This window comes from Pedobacter sp. L105 (assembly GCF_009765875.1).
Classification (GTDB): domain Bacteria; phylum Bacteroidota; class Bacteroidia; order Sphingobacteriales; family Sphingobacteriaceae; genus Pedobacter.
Genome location: NZ_LMUP01000008.1, coordinates 220637 through 236316, shown reverse-complemented (window position 1 = coordinate 236316; position 15680 = coordinate 220637). Strand labels below are relative to the sequence as shown.

Below are 15680 nucleotides of genomic sequence, written 5' to 3'. Positions count from 1 at the left end.
ATCAAGTTTCTTTTATCGCTTTCAAAATGGTGATTTCATTGTGCTGATCTACCCTGAGTTTTAAGGGTTGTTCTAATTTCCAGTTCACCTGACCGGAAAAAGCTATAAAGTCTGTAATGGAATCTTCCTGCACTGCATTCATCACAATGACAGCACCTGCAATCAGGCAGGAATTGACTTTCTGCAGCAGTTCATTTAACCGGCCTCCATGGCCGCCTATAAATACGGCTTGTGGCTGACTGATCTGCGTAAAATTTGTTTCAAATATATCACCCATATAAACGTTAATTCCAGGGGTTCCATGTTTAAACCGGTTATTTTCAATGATCTCCAGACATTCTTTTCTTTTTTCAAAGGCGTGAATAGCCAGTCCGGGGAAACGGAGCTTTGCTTCTATACTCAAAGAACCTGTGCAGAAACCTATATCCCATAAAACAGTTTTCGATCCCAGATCCAATGCATGCAATGAACATAAACGAACAGGCATTTTTGTGATCATGTTCGGGCGTCCTTCTAATCCTTCAAAAGCAGTATCTTCAATACCAAAAGGAATATCCCTATGTATCTCTTTTTGTAAAATCACACAGTTCAGGGAATGAAAATTTTCTTTAACAGCTTCTTCCAGGGAGAAATGTCTAACCTGTTCATGTTCCCCTTCCAGATCTTCACCAATCCAGATGGAATAATTGGTATAACCATAATTCAATAACCTTTTAGCAATGGCTGAAGGGGATTTTTCCACATCGGTTAATACTCCAATTAAAGGTTCCTGCCGGATAACAACCTCGTCAAGAGCAGCCCATGTCCTTCCATGCACACTTACTGTGCGAAGGAGATTGTTACTGATACTTGCACGGTGGGCCAGTAATTGAATGGAACTGAAATATGGGTAAGTATGGATCTCTGCCTCCGGATATTTTGTGCGGAGTGTATTTGCCATGCCATAAAAAAGAGGATCGCCGCTTGCAAATACCACGATAGGCTGGTTCGCTTGCTGGTAAAGCTCAAATAGATGATCCATCGGAGATTTAATCCCTATCCAGCGGTGCGTATCAGGTAATAGATGTCTCACCAGATCATAATGACGCTGTCCCCCGCTGAACAATTGATGTCTTTGAATTAAAGACATCAATTGTTCAGGGAAATCAGGTTCTTTATTGCCTATGCCTATGACGTGGAAGATCATCTGTTTAGTTCATTAGTTTAAATATATACCAGCAGTATCCAGTGTAAAAGCGGCATTTACTATTGCAGCTGCAAAGTTACTTCCGCCACGTTTTTCTTCAATGATCACATAGGGTAAAGAAAGCAATTTAAGGCGTTCTTTTGATTCTATCACATTGACAAAACCAACAGGCGCCCCAATAATTCCTGCCGGATGAAGGAGGCCCTGTTTTACCTGGTCGGCAATTTCAATTAATGCCGTAGGTGCATTTCCAATCACAAAAAGTGCTTCTGGATATTGTTTTGCGGCCAGTTTAATTCCTGCCTGTGAACGTGTTAAGTTCTCGTTTTTAGCCAGTAAAAGCGTTTCTTCTGTATTTAACAGGCAAACGATCTGATTTCCATATTTTTCTGTAAAAGCTTTGGTTATACCTGCCTGTACCATCGTTACATCAGTCACTATAGTTCCCCCTTTTATCAGATAATCGTGTATAATGGATATGGCATTAGCTGACGCGTTTACATAGTTGATATAATCCAGATCGCCCGAAGTGTGGATACAGCGGATGGCTGCCCAAAGAAAATCTTTAGGATATTTTTCTGTTTCCAGCTGTGCAATGATCTCCTGGAAACTTGCTTCCTGTATCTCGGGGCCTGTTTCGGGTTTCCTGTTGAGGTATCCTCTTGGGGTAATCAGGTGATTTTTATATTGAAATGTCTGGCTGTTGCCAATCACCACCAGGCTAAACATATCTACGTCATCGATATTTAGTGCTGCTAAAGTGGTGAATGTGATCTTTTCCTCTGGTCTTCCCAGCTGATAGCAGATCGCAACTGGTGTTTCAGGGCTCCTGTGCAGTAGAAAAATTGATTTCAGCTTATTCAGTTGCCAGTATCTTTTGATACTTTTAGGGTTATAAATTGAAGTCACGAAATCTCCCAGTGCAGCCCCTTCTATGCGCTTTTGAATAGTTTTCCAGGGTGTCATCAGATCAGACAGGGAAATGCAGCAAAAATCATGGCCTAAAACAGCACCCAGTTTACTTCCTGCAGCAACAAAAGCGGAAATTCCGGGAATAGTTTCCAGTTCGATATCTTCTCCGGATTGTGCAACTTTCTGGTAAACAATAGAAGCCATGGAATAAATTCCGGCATCTCCGGAACCTATAACCACTACATTATAACCTTCAATGGCTTTTTCAATGGCAATCTCCGCTCTTTTTTCCTCTTCACTTAACTCTTTGCCTATGCAAAGGGTTCCTTCGCGGATAATATCTGCAATAAACTGGAAGTAATAATGGTAACCGATAATTACATCGGCTTCCTGTATAGCTTTTTGAGCAATAGGAAGGAGATACTCTCTGCCTCCCGGGCCAATGCCAACAACTTTGATCATTTTTTAATAATTAATAAAGAGAAATAGGGAATTTCCCTGTTTTGTAAGGAAGTGATATCAGCAGTAATATATTCTACTGCCGTACCTAAACGTTCACAGTAATAATAAGTCCATTTTTTTGTCAGCAAAGCCGGAAACAGTTCTTTCCAGCCCATCCTGATCTTCATCAGAATGATCGTATCAAATTCTTCAAAAGTCTGTTCTATTTTTTCTATGCTGGCAGTTAGGGGAAGGACAGCCAGTTTCTCCTGCTGCAAACATAAAGGAACCTGATGTTTTGCTGCACCCAAAGAAAAGGAATTAATGCCTGGAACCAGGTCTATAGTTATATTTTCGGCTTTAAGCCGTTCTAATAAATAAGAAAAAGAAGCATAAAAACTCAGATCGCCTTCGCAAACGATACTTACTTTTTTGCCTTCCTGCCAGGCGCTGTGCAATTGAGCCGCTGTCTGATCATAAGTTTCTTCGGCCGCAGTTCTGTCCAGGCCCATACGCAAAAAGAAACCCTGCAACCTGGCAGGATCAAGGTGATAACTTTCCAGCATGGGCAATACATAACTTTCTTTTCTTCCATCTTCGAAAAGGGATCCCGGATAGAAGATGATGTCTGATTCCTGTAGGATTTTAAGCCCCTTTACTGTGATCAGCTCCGGATCTCCGGGGCCTAACGAAATACCGTAAATTTTATTCACCTAATGCTGCTGATTGTTTCTCCTGTAATCTATAATGGATCTCCATCATTTGAATCTCGTAAAATTACTTAATTATTGTACATAACCTAGACAAGCCCCCTGAATAAACTATTTCTTCTTAGTTTTACGGCTACTGTAAATACAAAGATACAATGTTAGAAGAGCTGTTAAAAATAAGGCGCGATACCCGGCATTTCACCAATGATCCCGTTCCTGATGAAGTGCTGAAAAAAGCATTACAAGCTGGGCATATGGCGCCAAGTGTCGGGTTAACAGATGCTACACGGTATTTTACCATTCACTCGGCCGAAATTAAACAAGAGATAAAAAAACTCTTTGATCAGTATAACCACAAAGCATACCAGCAAATTGAAACGGATGCACAAAAAACAGTTTATCAGGCATTAAAACTGGAAGCGATTGTTGATGCCCCGTTGGGCCTGGTGATCTGTTATGACAGGTCTGTTTTAAATAACTTCACTATAGGGACCGTTGCCAGTAACGATACGCTGAAATTCAGTGCAGTATGCGCTATTCAGAATATCTGGCTCTCTTTAACCGAACAGGGATATTCAATGGGCTGGGTTTCTATCCTGAACTATTACCGGTTTAAAAAAATACTGAATTTACCGGATGAAATGGAACCATTGGGCTATTTCTGTGTAGGTAAACCGGCTACTGATTATGAAAAACAACCCATGCTGCAGCAGCTGGGCTGGAAGACCAAATCGGCTATGCCAGAGGTAAAAGAAATTGAAACATTATTTAAGCCTGCTCCTGTAAAAAAAGCAGTAATCAATACCAATGATAAAGAGGATATCTCAGCACAGCTAAAGACTGCTATCGACGGTAAAACTAAACCCTTTGGTGCTTTAGGTAAGCTGGAAGAGTTGGCTCAGCAAATTGGTGAAATTTTTCAAACAGTAAACCCCAAGCTGATTAAACCTCAGCTGTTGGTTTTTGCAGCCGACCATGGAATTGCGCAGCACGGGGTAAGTGCCTATCCGCAGGAAGTTACCCATCAAATGGTTGGGAATTTCCTGGAAGGCGGGGCGGCGATCAATGTATTTTGTAAACAGCACCAGTTGGGTCTCCAGATTGTGGATGCAGGGGTGAACTATGATTTTGCGCCCCATGAAAATATGGTGAACAATAAAATAGCTAAAGGCACACAATCCTTTTTACATACTGCGGCCATGTCAATGGATGAACTGGACCTTTGTCTGGCGAAAGGAGCAGAGGTAGTGGCCAATAGTTCTAACGCTGGCTGTAATAGCATCGGTTTTGGTGAAATGGGTATTGGAAATACTTCCAGTGCGGCGGTATTGATGAGTGTTTTATTAAAACTTCCGCTGGATGACTGCATTGGCATGGGCACAGGCGTGAAGAAAGAACAGTTGCTTAAAAAGAGGGAGATTTTACAACTGGCATTAAGCCGATATAAAGGTGAAGAGGATATTTATCAGTTAATGGCCTATTTCGGTGGCTTTGAAATCATGCAAATGGCAGGAGGGATATTGGAAGCGAAAAGAAGGAATATGCTGATCCTGATTGACGGGTTTATCTGTACCGTGGCTTACCTGTGTGCTTTTAAAATAGATGCTACTGTAAAAAATAATGCTGTATTTTGCCATCAGTCGGATGAACAGGGGCACCAGCTTTTATTAAATCAGCTGGATGCAAAACCACTATTGCAATTGAACATGCGATTAGGCGAGGGGACAGGTTGTGCTGTTGCATTTCCGCTGATCCAAAGTGCTGTTACATTTTTGAACGATATGGCCAGTTTTGAGGATGCAGATGTAAACAACATATAAGTTTTAGCCGAATAACAGTTTTTCAATGGCCTGAATGTTATCTCCAAAATAAAAATGAAAATAGCTGGCCAGTATATTTTTGGTTCTGAAAACAGGTAATTGAAGTAATTCATTACGGGCATTCCACACCTGGATCTCTGTATCCGTTACCGGAGTGCCTATAAATTTGGAATAATGAAATTCGTGTCCTTTCAATTCTATACCCTCAATATTAACGCGTTTATAACCTAATGACAATTTCTTTTGCTGCATTCCGGTGGCAATATTTAAAATTCCTGCCATGGGAAATTCCCTGCCATTCTCATCAGCAATGTAGTTGCCCAGGTACATCATGCCGCCGCATTCTGCTAAAATACGGCCTCCTTTTTTTTCATAACTGACCAATTGATCCAATAAAATTTTATTGGCAGCTAAAGCTTCGAGGTGTAACTCCGGATAACCTCCTGGCAAATAGACCAGGTCGGCTGGAGGAAGGATTGTATCATTTAAGGGGCTGAAATAACTAACTTCGCCCAGGGCAGATAAGGCGGTGATGCTTTGCGGATAGATGAAATTAAAAGCTTCATCACGGGCAACCAATATTTTTCTTGAATTTTTAAGTGGTGCCTGCTTCGGTAAATTAACAGGGCTTAATGTGTTTGTAGTCATATGAAGCAGCTGATCCAGATCGATATATTTTTCAATATGGCTGGCAGCCCTTTCAATAATGCCTTCATGATCAATTTCAACACCTGTTTTTAATCCCAGGTGTCTGGATGGAATTTGTATATCCGCACGATTGGGTAAAAATCCCAAAGGTACAAGGCCAACATCTTCTGCGGCCTCTTTGAGTATTTTATAATGCGATTCATGTTCAACAAAATTGAAGATCACTCCGGTAATATTTAATCCGGGGATTAACATTTTAAAACCCAGTAAAAGTGCTGCCGCGGAATAGGCCATTGCTTTGGCGTTGATCACCAGGATGACGGGTATCTGAAGCAACAGGGCCAGTTCAGCACTGCTTCCTTCCATTTTAACGGCACCATCAAAAAGACCCATTACACCTTCAGTTACCAATACGTCGGCTTCGCTTCCATAACTTGTATACAGATGATTGATATGTTCATCATCCATCATAAAACGGTCGAGGTTAATGCTTTGTGCTCCGGAAGCAATGGTGTGTAACCTGGGGTCAAGATAATCCGGACCGCATTTATAAGGCTGAACATGCAGGCCTTTATTTTTTAAAGCCCTTAAAATACCTAAAGTAACGGTTGTTTTACCGGCACCACTATGGGGAGCTGCAATTAAAAATTGAGGTTTCATTTTCAGCGAAGCTAACAATTATGCAGCAATAGACTATTTATTTTGAATGAGTTTCACTGCTTCGGCCAATTCAAGAAAATGTTTCAGTAATACATCTATTCTATGTCCGTATTTCTCATCTGTAAGTACTCCATCTTTAAATAAATTCTGTACCTGCGGGGTAATCACAAATTCCGGAGAAACAATGCCGTTGATCTTTAATGCATAATGCTGGAGGTTTTTCAACGCATTGATGCCGCCTAAAACTCCGTTTGATACGGTTACCATAGCAAAAACCTTATGCACATATTCTTTATAAAAGTAATCCATTGTATTTTTGAGCGCTCCGGGATAACTTCCGTTATGTTCGGGAGAAACAATGACAAAAGCATCGGTCTGGTCGAGCTTAACTTTAAGTTGTTTTAAAGTATCGCCTGGGTTGGGATGCACATCAAAGGTATAATCCAGTAAAGGAAGATTTGTTTCTTTGATATCCCATAACCAGTTTTCTATACCTAATATGGTGATCCGCTGCTGTACTTCAAGGGCTACCTGATGAGACTGTCTTTCGGGTCTTGCACTTCCGGAAATGATGGCTATGTTCATAAATCAAATATAAATTAATCAGGGCACGATGAAAAGAATAATTAAGACTCCTTTGTCGTCTGGTTTTAGTCTGCGATAAATAATAGTAAATAGCTGATAAACAGGCTTTAAAGCGACTGGTGATGAGGAATTGTGTAGAAGTTGGTAAGGGGTTGGTAAGGATATTTGGCTGTTTATCCTTATCAATCCCTTACCAGCCCCTTACCAACCCGTACCCACATGTCGTTTTACCGGCGCTTTATCCTAACTGTTTTATTGCTTTACACCGAATGGATCCTGATTGTGTCTGGTGCCGATTTTACCTGATCGCTGTACCGTTTTTAACAAAAGATCTGATTATCCCTATTATCTTGTTGTATTCATAACATCAGGAAAAACCAGGTTATACGACTTCTTCAACCTGATATGACACAAACTCTTTCTATCATTGTTATCTTTACTTTAAAAATGCGGTTTACCAAATGACAGAAGTTCCCGAAAAGAGTTTTTTAGGTGCGGCTAAAGGCAAGATCATCATTGGCTTTTTGCTTGCTTTCTTTGCCATGTTTTTGGCATGGGGAGTCAGTAAAATTGCGTTTAATGAGATGTTGGCGACAGTGGATGCAATTTCAACGCCCAATGTAAAATTACGGCTGGTTAACCAGGTTTCCAGAAAGGTTGCCAGTCTTGACCAGCAGCAGAAAAATATTGCTTTCAGTTCTCCGGGTAAATACAAGCAGTTTTTTAAAGATTCCAGGCAACTCAGGTTATTGCTGGATTCTTTAGGGGATATGTACCATAGCGATCCTGTACAGCATAAACGGATAAAATCGATAGGACAGTTGCTGGTAGAAAGGGATAAACAATTTATCAACTATCTCAAAGTGAGGGAAGGGCTGGTGAACAACAAATCCTTTGATCAGGAAGTGCAGAAGCTAAATGACCTGGTAGATAAAGGGCCGCAGCAGGACAGTACGATCGTGACCACAGAAAAAAAGACTTCTACGGTAACAATCCTTCCTGTGGATGAAACAAAACCAAAAGGCTTTTTGAGCAGGCTGTTCGGCAAGAAAAACGAGGAAGAAAAAGCAAACCAATCCTACCAGGTTACCAATGAGGAAAAGGTAAAAAGAGATACGATAGCCTTAGCTGAAGGAACGAAAATGGCACAGGGACTGGAGGAGTCTTTACGCAGCATAGCAAAGGAACAGCAGCTTAAAAGCGCACGTTTTCTGAACAGGGAGGCTGTACTGGCCAATGCAAATGATGCATTGATCCGCCAGATGCTGGATATCCTGAGAAAAGTGGAAAGTGAAGCTGTTGCACAGATCGAGCATAATGGCATACAGGCAAAAGCGGTAGTAAATACGGGTATTACCAGGATTAGTTTTATTATGATTGGCTTTTTTCTGCTAACCGTTATCTTATTGTACCTTATACTGACAGATATTACGAGAAGTAACCTTTACCGGAAGGAACTGGAGGCTGCAAGGGATGAGGCTGAATACCATGGAATGGCAAAACAGCGATTTCTTTCTAATATGAGCCACGAAATCAGAACACCGTTGCAGTCTATCATCGGCTATGCGGAGATCATCAGGAACCAGGAGCACCCTCAGTCGAAAGACATTGAGGCCATCTACCGCTCTTCTGAACATTTATTGCAGATTGTCAATGAAATACTGGATTATAACAGGATCATCTCCGGAAAATTCACTTTTCAGCAAAGGCCTTTTAACATCAGAGAATTACTGGAGGAAGTGGTCTTTGTGATGAAACCACAGGCAGAACAGAAAGATTTACGGATGTCAACTGCAATAGAGCTTCATGATATAGACTTTGTTGAAGGAGATCCATTCCGGTTAAAGCAGATCTTATACAACCTGCTCAGCAATGCCATTAAATTTACGCAAAAGGGGGAAGTGACCTTAACCGTTTTTTACAAAAAGCAACAGGACAATCTGCATTTTACCTTTATGGTTAAGGATACTGGAATAGGGTTTACAGAAGAAGAAAGTAACCGGATCTTCAATGAATTTGAACAGATCGACTCTGCCGACAAAGAAGTGATCAATAAAGCGGGTGCCGGATTAGGGCTTACCATAATTAAGTCACTGGTAGAAAATCAGGATGGCCGTATTTATGTAAAGAGCAGGCCGGGTGCCGGTAGTATATTCACTGTTTACCTCACCTTTAAAGCTGCAGAAATTCAGCTGGCCGAAAAGTTGAAACCGGAGGTCAGACAATTAAATACAAAAGATAAAGTATGGGTAGTAGATGACGACCGGCTGATACTTGATTTATGCGAGATCATATTCCATAAAAATGATATTCCTTATGTATGTTTTAATGCCCCGGCAGATGTATTGGCTGCTACCTGGGATCCGGAGGTTAAATATATGCTGATCGATATGAGAATGCCCGAAATTTCAGGACTGCAGCTTTGTCAGCTGATGAGGGAGAGGGTACCTGCAGATGTGAAATTATACGCCATGACGGCGCAAGTTCTTCCTGAGGAGCTTGAAGCTGTTCTTGAACAAGGATTTGACGGGCTGATCATGAAACCTTTCCGTGAAAACGATCTGTTGTCGATATTCAGCATGGAAGTAATTAAACAGGAAGGCCCTGTTGTTTCCGCAGTAGAACTGGACACCTCAGCCGTTGAAAAAATGACCTTTGGGGACGAAGAGCTCTTATTAAAAATATTGGGCAGGTTTAAAGAAGACAGCCAGAACGATATGGCAGAGCTTGAGCAAAGTGTATTCGCAGGCGATCTGCCTTTATCCCGGCTGATTGTTCACCGGGTAGCCGGAAGGACAGCACAAATGGGTTCAGGTCAGCTGGCGGCAGAGTTCAGGACAGCAGAACAGGAATTTGCTGAGGCAGAAGAAATGGATCAGGAACTGAAAGAAAAAGCAGCTGTGTTAATCGTAAAGCTGGATTCACTCATGAAACTGGTGGACCTGAAAATTAACTGATCTTAATCAATTTCATAACGTTCCATCTTGCTGTACAACGTCTTTCTGTCGATGTTTAGCAATTTTGCAGCTTTTGATTTATTGTATTTTACCTTGATCAGTGTTTCAATGATCAGGCTTTTTTCATTACTTTCATTGATGGCTTTAAGGTCTGATCCGTTATGTTTAGGGGCTTGTTTAATTGCCAGGATCATTTCGTCAGGAAGAGATTCAGGTGCTGCGGTATCCGTAGGCGTTAATAAAACCATTCTTTTAATCACATTTTTTAATTCGCGCAAATTACCGGGCCAGTCGTATTGCAATAACAATTCTCTTACAGGAGCAGAAAGATGCTGTACATTTCTGCCCAGTTCCGCATTGGAGAGTTTAATGAAATGATCAATAAATAATTCCAGGTCTTTACCACGGTCGCGTAAAGCAGGCAGCAAAATTTTAAATTCATTTAGACGGTGGTACAGGTCTTCACGAAATTCTCCATTTTGTATGCTGTTTAGCAGATCGTCATTGGTAGCCGTGATAATACGGACATTAACGGGGATTTTTTTTGTACTTCCCAAAGGTTGTATCACCCGTTCCTGTAAGGCCCTGAGTAATTTAACCTGTACTTCATAACTGAGGTTTCCTACTTCATCCAGAAACAGTGTTCCGCCTTCGGCAGTTTCAAACTGTCCTTTTTTGTCATTTACAGCACCGGTAAAGGCTCCTTTTACATGGCCAAATAGTTCACTGGCAGCCAGGTCTTTAGAAAGGGCACCGCAATCAATCGCTACAAAGGGCTTTGCACTGCGTTTACTTTGTGTATGGAGGGTTCTGGCGGCATATTCTTTACCGGTTCCGCTTTCTCCCTGGATAATAACAGACATATCTGTAGGCGCAACCAGGTCTATATGTGCATAAAGTTTGTCTGCCGTAGCACTTTTTCCTTTGATAAAATCTTCATGTTCTATAGAAACCACCTTGCTGTTCTCTGGTTTTTTTTCCAGTGAACCAGTGATGATCATCAGTAATTCGTCGGGATTAACCGGTTTTGTGATATAATCGATAGCCCCGAGCTGTATAGATTTCACGGCAGTACGGACATCGTTAAAGCTGGTCATGATCACAACGGGACATGTCGATCCATTTTCGCGCAAATGAGCAAGAATATCCAGCCCCGTGCCGTCAGGAAGGCGGTAATCTATCAGCAGCAGGTCAAAAGTTTCCTGTGCCAGAACTTTGAAGGAATTTTTTACATCGTGGACGATAATAGGTTCATAGCCATGCTTTTTAAGAAAGCCTTCTAACAAGGTTGAGAATGTTAGATCATCTTCAATAATAAGTATTTTCGCCATATGTATCTGAATTGATATAATGGCAAAAATACAAAAGCCGGAGGACTTCCGGCTTTTATATCTTTATATTTTACTTATGGTTATCAATTATTGCAATACAGTACCGTCTTTACCAACTTTCAAAAAGGCAACTTCCTGTCCTTTTTTAACATTTACCTGGTAATAGGCGGTTTTATCTGCTTCGGTGATCAGGAAGGCTGTTGTTGGCGTCCACTCTTTATAAGCATCTGCTTTTAACGTAGTTTGTACCGGCGCTGGCAAAGCTTCCAGTTTAACAGGAACCTTTGCAGAACTATCCTGTTGAATAACTATAGCGATTGGGGTTCTAATTTCATTTGCTTTTACTGTTGATACTCCTGCGAAGGCTAATATAGCTGCTGATAAGATGAAATTTTTCATGTTGTTCTTGTTTTAAGTGAAAATTTGTATTCAGTAATTCTACTAACGAAGGCTTAAAATGATGCCGTTATGCCAAAGATGGAGCATTGTACTTTAAATCAGTTGGTTGAGGATAACTAGTGCGAAAAAGATTGCTTACTTTCTCTACAGTATGCCCCATATAACTGCATTTTAAAGAACAAAACTGGTTGGGATACGTTATAAGGCTATCATAACATTTAATTGGAAAGCCATGACTTATAAAGACATTTTAAACACACTTGTTGATCATACTGCCGATACCTATAAACGCTATCTGGAATCCAAGATCGCAACCCTTGATAGTACTGATGGTTTTTTTCATGATCAGACTGAACAGTACAGGGCAGAATATGATAAACTGGAAAAAAAGCTGGTGGCATTGCTGGCTATTGTAAAGAATGATGATGCTATCCATGCAGAGGTACCTGATAATTTCTTAGCCGATTTTATCAAATAAGATCTTTTACAGGATCTAAAAGTTATAAGATTTGACCAGTAAATATTTAGGATTTATCAATACCTAAATCTTTTCTTAGCTTTGTGCTTAATATGTTGTCTAAGAAAACAAAATATGCCATTAAAGCACTGGTGGCTTTGGGCAAAAACGTAGAAAATCCTCCTATGCAAATCGTGCGATTAGCAGAACAGGAGATGATTCCCAGGAAATTTCTGGAACAGATTTTACTTGACCTGCGTAATGCGGGTTATCTGTACAGTAAAAAGGGGGCAGGCGGAGGTTATAGCCTGAATAAAAATGCGGCAGATATTTATCTGACCGATATTCTCAGGATCACTGACGGACCGATTGCCATGGTTCCTTGTGCGAGTATCAAATTTTATCGTAAATGTGATGAATGCCATGATGAAAAGACCTGTGGTATCAGAAAAACATTTATTGATGTAAGGGATGCCACGCTGGAAGTGCTTTCAAAGACTTCAGTGGCTGATGTAATCGCACGTGAAAACCTGGATGAGATTATCAATTAAAATTATTTTAAAATAAAGACTACTATTTCGATAGACTTTTATATATTTGTATTGTTATACAATTATATAAACCTTTAAATAGTCGGTTATGATTTTAAATAAAATAAAAAGCAGCATACAGGAGCCCCGTATTACCTTAGTTGGAGCTGGACCTGGTGATCCTGATTTAATTAGTTTAAAAGGTGTAAAGGCACTGAACACAGCCGATGTGGTACTTTATGATGCCCTGGTTAATGGAGCGCTGCTCAATCATGCCCCGGAGCATGCCATCAAAATATTTGTAGGAAAACAATCTGATGATGAATCATTCTCTCAGGATGCTGTAAATAAATTAATGATTGATTATGCGCTGAACTACGGACATGTGGTTCGTTTGAAAAGTGGTGATCCATTTGTCTTCGCCCGCGGCTTTGAAGAAATAAATTTTGCAGATTCTTATAATATCCAAACAGAGATTGTTCCGGGTATATCTAGTGCTACCGGAGTACCGGGATTACATAAAATACCAATGATCTATGGTGACCTGAGTGAAAGTTTCTGGGTTCTTTCAGGAACAAATGCAAAAGGTGAAATTTCTGCTGATCTTAGGGGTGCGGCGAAATCGAATGCAACGATAGTTGTATTAATGGGGATTGAAAAGATCTCGGAAATTGCAGCCATTTTTAAATCAGAAGGAAAAGAAAGATTGCCTGTTGCAGTGATAGAAAACGGTTCAACCCATGAGGAGAATATTATTGTAGGCATTGTAGATACCATAGCTGAATTGATTGAGGATCATGAAATTACGTCACCTGCCCTGCTTGTTTTTGGAAATGTGGTTTCTGTTCATCCTGCTTTTGACAGGATCAGGGATTTTTATGCGGTATTAGCTGAAGGGTAATTTTCGAAATAAAAAAAACAGGTTTATATCAGGATATGAATTAAAGCCAGGAGGAAATTCCTGGCTTTTTTAATTTATAGTTACGTTAAAACATTACCTTAGTGGGCCGCTCATGATGTAGCAAAGACCAAAGTATGCTCTTGTTCCGAACACTATTTTCTGTTATTCTGGTATTCAGTTTTTTGGCGCTGTACAGTTCGCCTGGTGTGCAGCATATTCAACCTCATTTCAGTATTCCCTATTACGAGAAACTGATCATTCATTACCGGTATGATAAGCCGGATTCTGCACTGTTTTTTGTTGGGTTAGGATTGAAACTCGCTAAAAAAAACAATGATCAGGAAGGATTAGCCAGAATGCTTAATCAGCTGGGAATGATGGAAGATAATGCTGCAAAATCTGAATTTTCAAGAATGAAATACCTGAAAGCGTTGGGCATCTATCAGTTATTGAACAACAAAAAAGGAATTATTGAGGAAAATATAAGATTGGGTTCTGTAGAGCATGCGGTTGGTAATTATGACAGGGCAATCGGCTACTTTTTATATGCGTTAAAGCTCAGTGAAAAAACCGGAGACCAGTTCGGTATTATGGAGTCATACGTTTACTTAGGTCGCGTGTATGCTACTCAGCATAATTTAAATAAAGCCCTTATTTATTATCACAAAGCTGAAGCCATTAGCGGGTCTTTACCTTTTTCAAGTGTAAAACTCAACCTGTATGCTGATCTGGGATTAGCTTATGATGAAAAAGGCGATCTGGCAAAAGCAACTTCCTATTATGAAAAAGGAATTGCGCAAAGTAACTTTCCTGAAATGATGGGTCTAAATATTTCGCTGACCAATGGCCTGGCGGCAGTTTATGCAAAATCTGGCGCTACCGGAAAGGCTATTGAGCTGGAACAAGGGGCCCTGCAAAAATCAAGGAAGATCAAGAACGTGATACGTGAATTTGTAAGTTTGAATGCGCTGGCAGAAAGCTACAAACCCATAAACCCTGGTATTTCTTTGACCTATTTTCAGGAGGCCCTGGCTTTGGCGAGAAGTAAAAAAGCTAATAAACAGTTGTTGGATATCTTGTCAAAGATAGCAACCCTACAGGCTGATCAGGGAAATTTCGAAGCGGCTTATCTGGCCAAATCACAGCAGTATAGTATCGCCGATAGTGTTTATTTTAAAGAGATGTCTTTGAAGATCGCTAATCTGCAGGCACAGTATGAACTCAATCAAACGCATGGTAAAATCCAGGAACTCAAATTTATCAATAGCAGGCAGGTGCTGGGGCAGAAAGTTATGCTGGGAATTACGGCCGGAAGTGTAGCCTTGTTATTGGGTTTGGGTTTTTATTTTTTTAAGATGAGAAACCTGAACCGGTTGCTGAATAAATCTAATGCAGACCTGGTGGAATCCAGTCAGGTAAAGGATAAGTTGTTTTCTGTTGTCGGCCACGATCTGAGAGGCCCTCTCGCCTCCGTAATCAATATGATCGATATGATCAACAGGGGCTGGCTTACCGAAGAAGAGCGAACGCTAATGATGGGGAAGCTGGCTGTTCAGTGTAATGCTTCGATGGAAACGCTTAATCTGTTGTTGAGCTGGGGACAAATGCAGCTGAAGGGAATAATGATTAACCAGGTGAATCTGTTGCCGAAAACTATTATTAACAGGAACATATCCCTGCTTGCAGATGCAGCTGCACAAAAATCAATAACCGTAGAAAAAAATATCGCAGCCAACCTGCGGGTGTTTTGTGATGCAGACCATTTAGACTTTCTGATCAGGAATATATTATCCAATGCGATTAAGTTTACCCCTTTGGAAGGACATATACTGATCTCCATCAGCCAATATGCTGATCAGGAGGTTCTTTTTTCGGTAAAGGATAATGGAGTAGGCATTGAGCCCGAAAGGCAAAGTTCTATTTTTAGTGCCAATGTGATAAGCACTGTAGGAACAAATAACGAAAAAGGAACAAGCCTGGGCCTGGTGATGTGTAAAGAGTTCATTGTGGCCAATGAAGGAAAGATCTGGATGGAAAGCAAAGCGGGGGAGGGGTCAGAATTCTTTTTTACACTGAAAGGAAAATATGAATAATCAACAACTATTTTTTAATAATAACGTTTGAAAACTAATAAATTAACTAA

At 40.6% G+C, this 15680-nt stretch carries 13 protein-coding genes; 6 read left to right on the top strand and 7 right to left on the bottom strand.

Translation table 11 applies throughout. The annotated features are described in order from the left end of the window. Position 1 precedes the first annotated feature (1 nt). Genes cbiE through cobI form a run of 3 tightly spaced genes read right to left on the bottom strand, consistent with a single transcriptional unit; the run spans position 2 to position 3252 of the window. Entirely contained in the window at positions 2 to 1186 is a 1185-nt protein-coding gene (cbiE, locus tag GSQ84_RS16270; RefSeq protein WP_158798337.1) for a precorrin-6y C5,15-methyltransferase (decarboxylating) subunit CbiE, read from the bottom strand. Between the two features lie 12 nt (positions 1187 to 1198). Continuing rightward, entirely contained in the window at positions 1199 to 2560 is a 1362-nt protein-coding gene (gene cobJ, locus GSQ84_RS16265) for a precorrin-3B C(17)-methyltransferase (RefSeq protein WP_158798336.1), read from the bottom strand. Next, the gene (gene cobI / locus GSQ84_RS16260) at positions 2557 to 3252 is read right to left on the bottom strand and encodes a precorrin-2 C(20)-methyltransferase (protein WP_158798335.1); all 696 of its coding nucleotides are present in this window, start codon (positions 3250 to 3252) and stop codon (positions 2557 to 2559) included. The genes cobJ and cobI overlap by 4 nt, the downstream gene beginning before the upstream one ends. 152 nt (positions 3253 to 3404) lie before the next feature. Here cobI and cobT point away from each other — a divergent pair, with 152 nt between their 5' ends. Next, on the top strand, positions 3405 to 5069 hold the full coding sequence (gene cobT / locus GSQ84_RS16255; RefSeq protein WP_158798334.1) for a nicotinate-nucleotide--dimethylbenzimidazole phosphoribosyltransferase: 1665 nt from the start codon (positions 3405 to 3407) through the stop codon (positions 5067 to 5069). A 3-nt stretch (positions 5070 to 5072) separates the two neighbouring features. Here the strand turns inward: cobT and GSQ84_RS16250 are convergent, their stop codons facing one another. Both GSQ84_RS16250 and GSQ84_RS16245 read right to left on the bottom strand, forming a co-directional pair. Then, positions 5073 to 6377: a cobyrinate a,c-diamide synthase gene (locus tag GSQ84_RS16250; RefSeq protein WP_158798333.1), complete on the bottom strand. Its 1305-nt coding sequence runs from the start codon at positions 6375 to 6377 to the stop codon at positions 5073 to 5075. Positions 6378 to 6410: 33 nt separating this feature from the next. After that, complete coding sequence (locus GSQ84_RS16245) at positions 6411 to 6962, bottom strand: NADPH-dependent FMN reductase (protein ID WP_158798332.1); 552 nt, start codon at positions 6960 to 6962, stop codon at positions 6411 to 6413. Positions 6963 to 7423: 461 nt separating this feature from the next. Here GSQ84_RS16245 and GSQ84_RS16240 point away from each other — a divergent pair, with 461 nt between their 5' ends. Then, a complete protein-coding gene (locus GSQ84_RS16240; RefSeq protein ID WP_158798331.1) occupies positions 7424 to 9919 on the top strand; it encodes an ATP-binding protein in 2496 nt (831 codons plus the stop codon). A gap of 2 nt (positions 9920 to 9921) precedes the next feature. On the opposite strand, the gene GSQ84_RS16235 is transcribed toward GSQ84_RS16240, so the two are convergent. Together GSQ84_RS16235 and GSQ84_RS16230 are read right to left on the bottom strand one after the other, a co-directional pair. Beyond that, positions 9922 to 11250: a sigma-54 dependent transcriptional regulator gene (locus tag GSQ84_RS16235; RefSeq protein ID WP_158798330.1), complete on the bottom strand. Its 1329-nt coding sequence runs from the start codon at positions 11248 to 11250 to the stop codon at positions 9922 to 9924. 87 nt (positions 11251 to 11337) lie between these two features. After that, positions 11338 to 11649 carry a hypothetical protein gene (locus tag GSQ84_RS16230; protein ID WP_158798329.1) on the bottom strand — a complete coding sequence of 104 codons (312 nt, stop codon included), beginning with the start codon at positions 11647 to 11649 and terminating at the stop codon, positions 11338 to 11340. A gap of 232 nt (positions 11650 to 11881) precedes the next feature. Here GSQ84_RS16230 and GSQ84_RS16225 point away from each other — a divergent pair, with 232 nt between their 5' ends. From GSQ84_RS16225 to GSQ84_RS16210, 4 genes are all read left to right on the top strand, one after another. Further along, positions 11882 to 12127 carry a hypothetical protein gene (locus GSQ84_RS16225; RefSeq protein WP_158798328.1) on the top strand — a complete coding sequence of 82 codons (246 nt, stop codon included), beginning with the start codon at positions 11882 to 11884 and terminating at the stop codon, positions 12125 to 12127. A 92-nt stretch (positions 12128 to 12219) separates the two neighbouring features. After that, positions 12220 to 12657 (top strand): Rrf2 family transcriptional regulator, encoded by a 438-nt coding sequence (locus GSQ84_RS16220; RefSeq protein ID WP_158798327.1) that lies wholly within the window; start codon positions 12220 to 12222, stop codon positions 12655 to 12657. 88 nt (positions 12658 to 12745) lie between these two features. Further along, on the top strand, positions 12746 to 13537 hold the full coding sequence (gene cobA, locus GSQ84_RS16215; RefSeq protein WP_158798326.1) for a uroporphyrinogen-III C-methyltransferase: 792 nt from the start codon (positions 12746 to 12748) through the stop codon (positions 13535 to 13537). A gap of 140 nt (positions 13538 to 13677) precedes the next feature. After that, on the top strand, positions 13678 to 15630 hold the full coding sequence (locus tag GSQ84_RS16210; RefSeq protein WP_216848942.1) for a tetratricopeptide repeat-containing sensor histidine kinase: 1953 nt from the start codon (positions 13678 to 13680) through the stop codon (positions 15628 to 15630). The last annotated feature ends 50 nt before the right edge of the window (positions 15631 to 15680 follow it).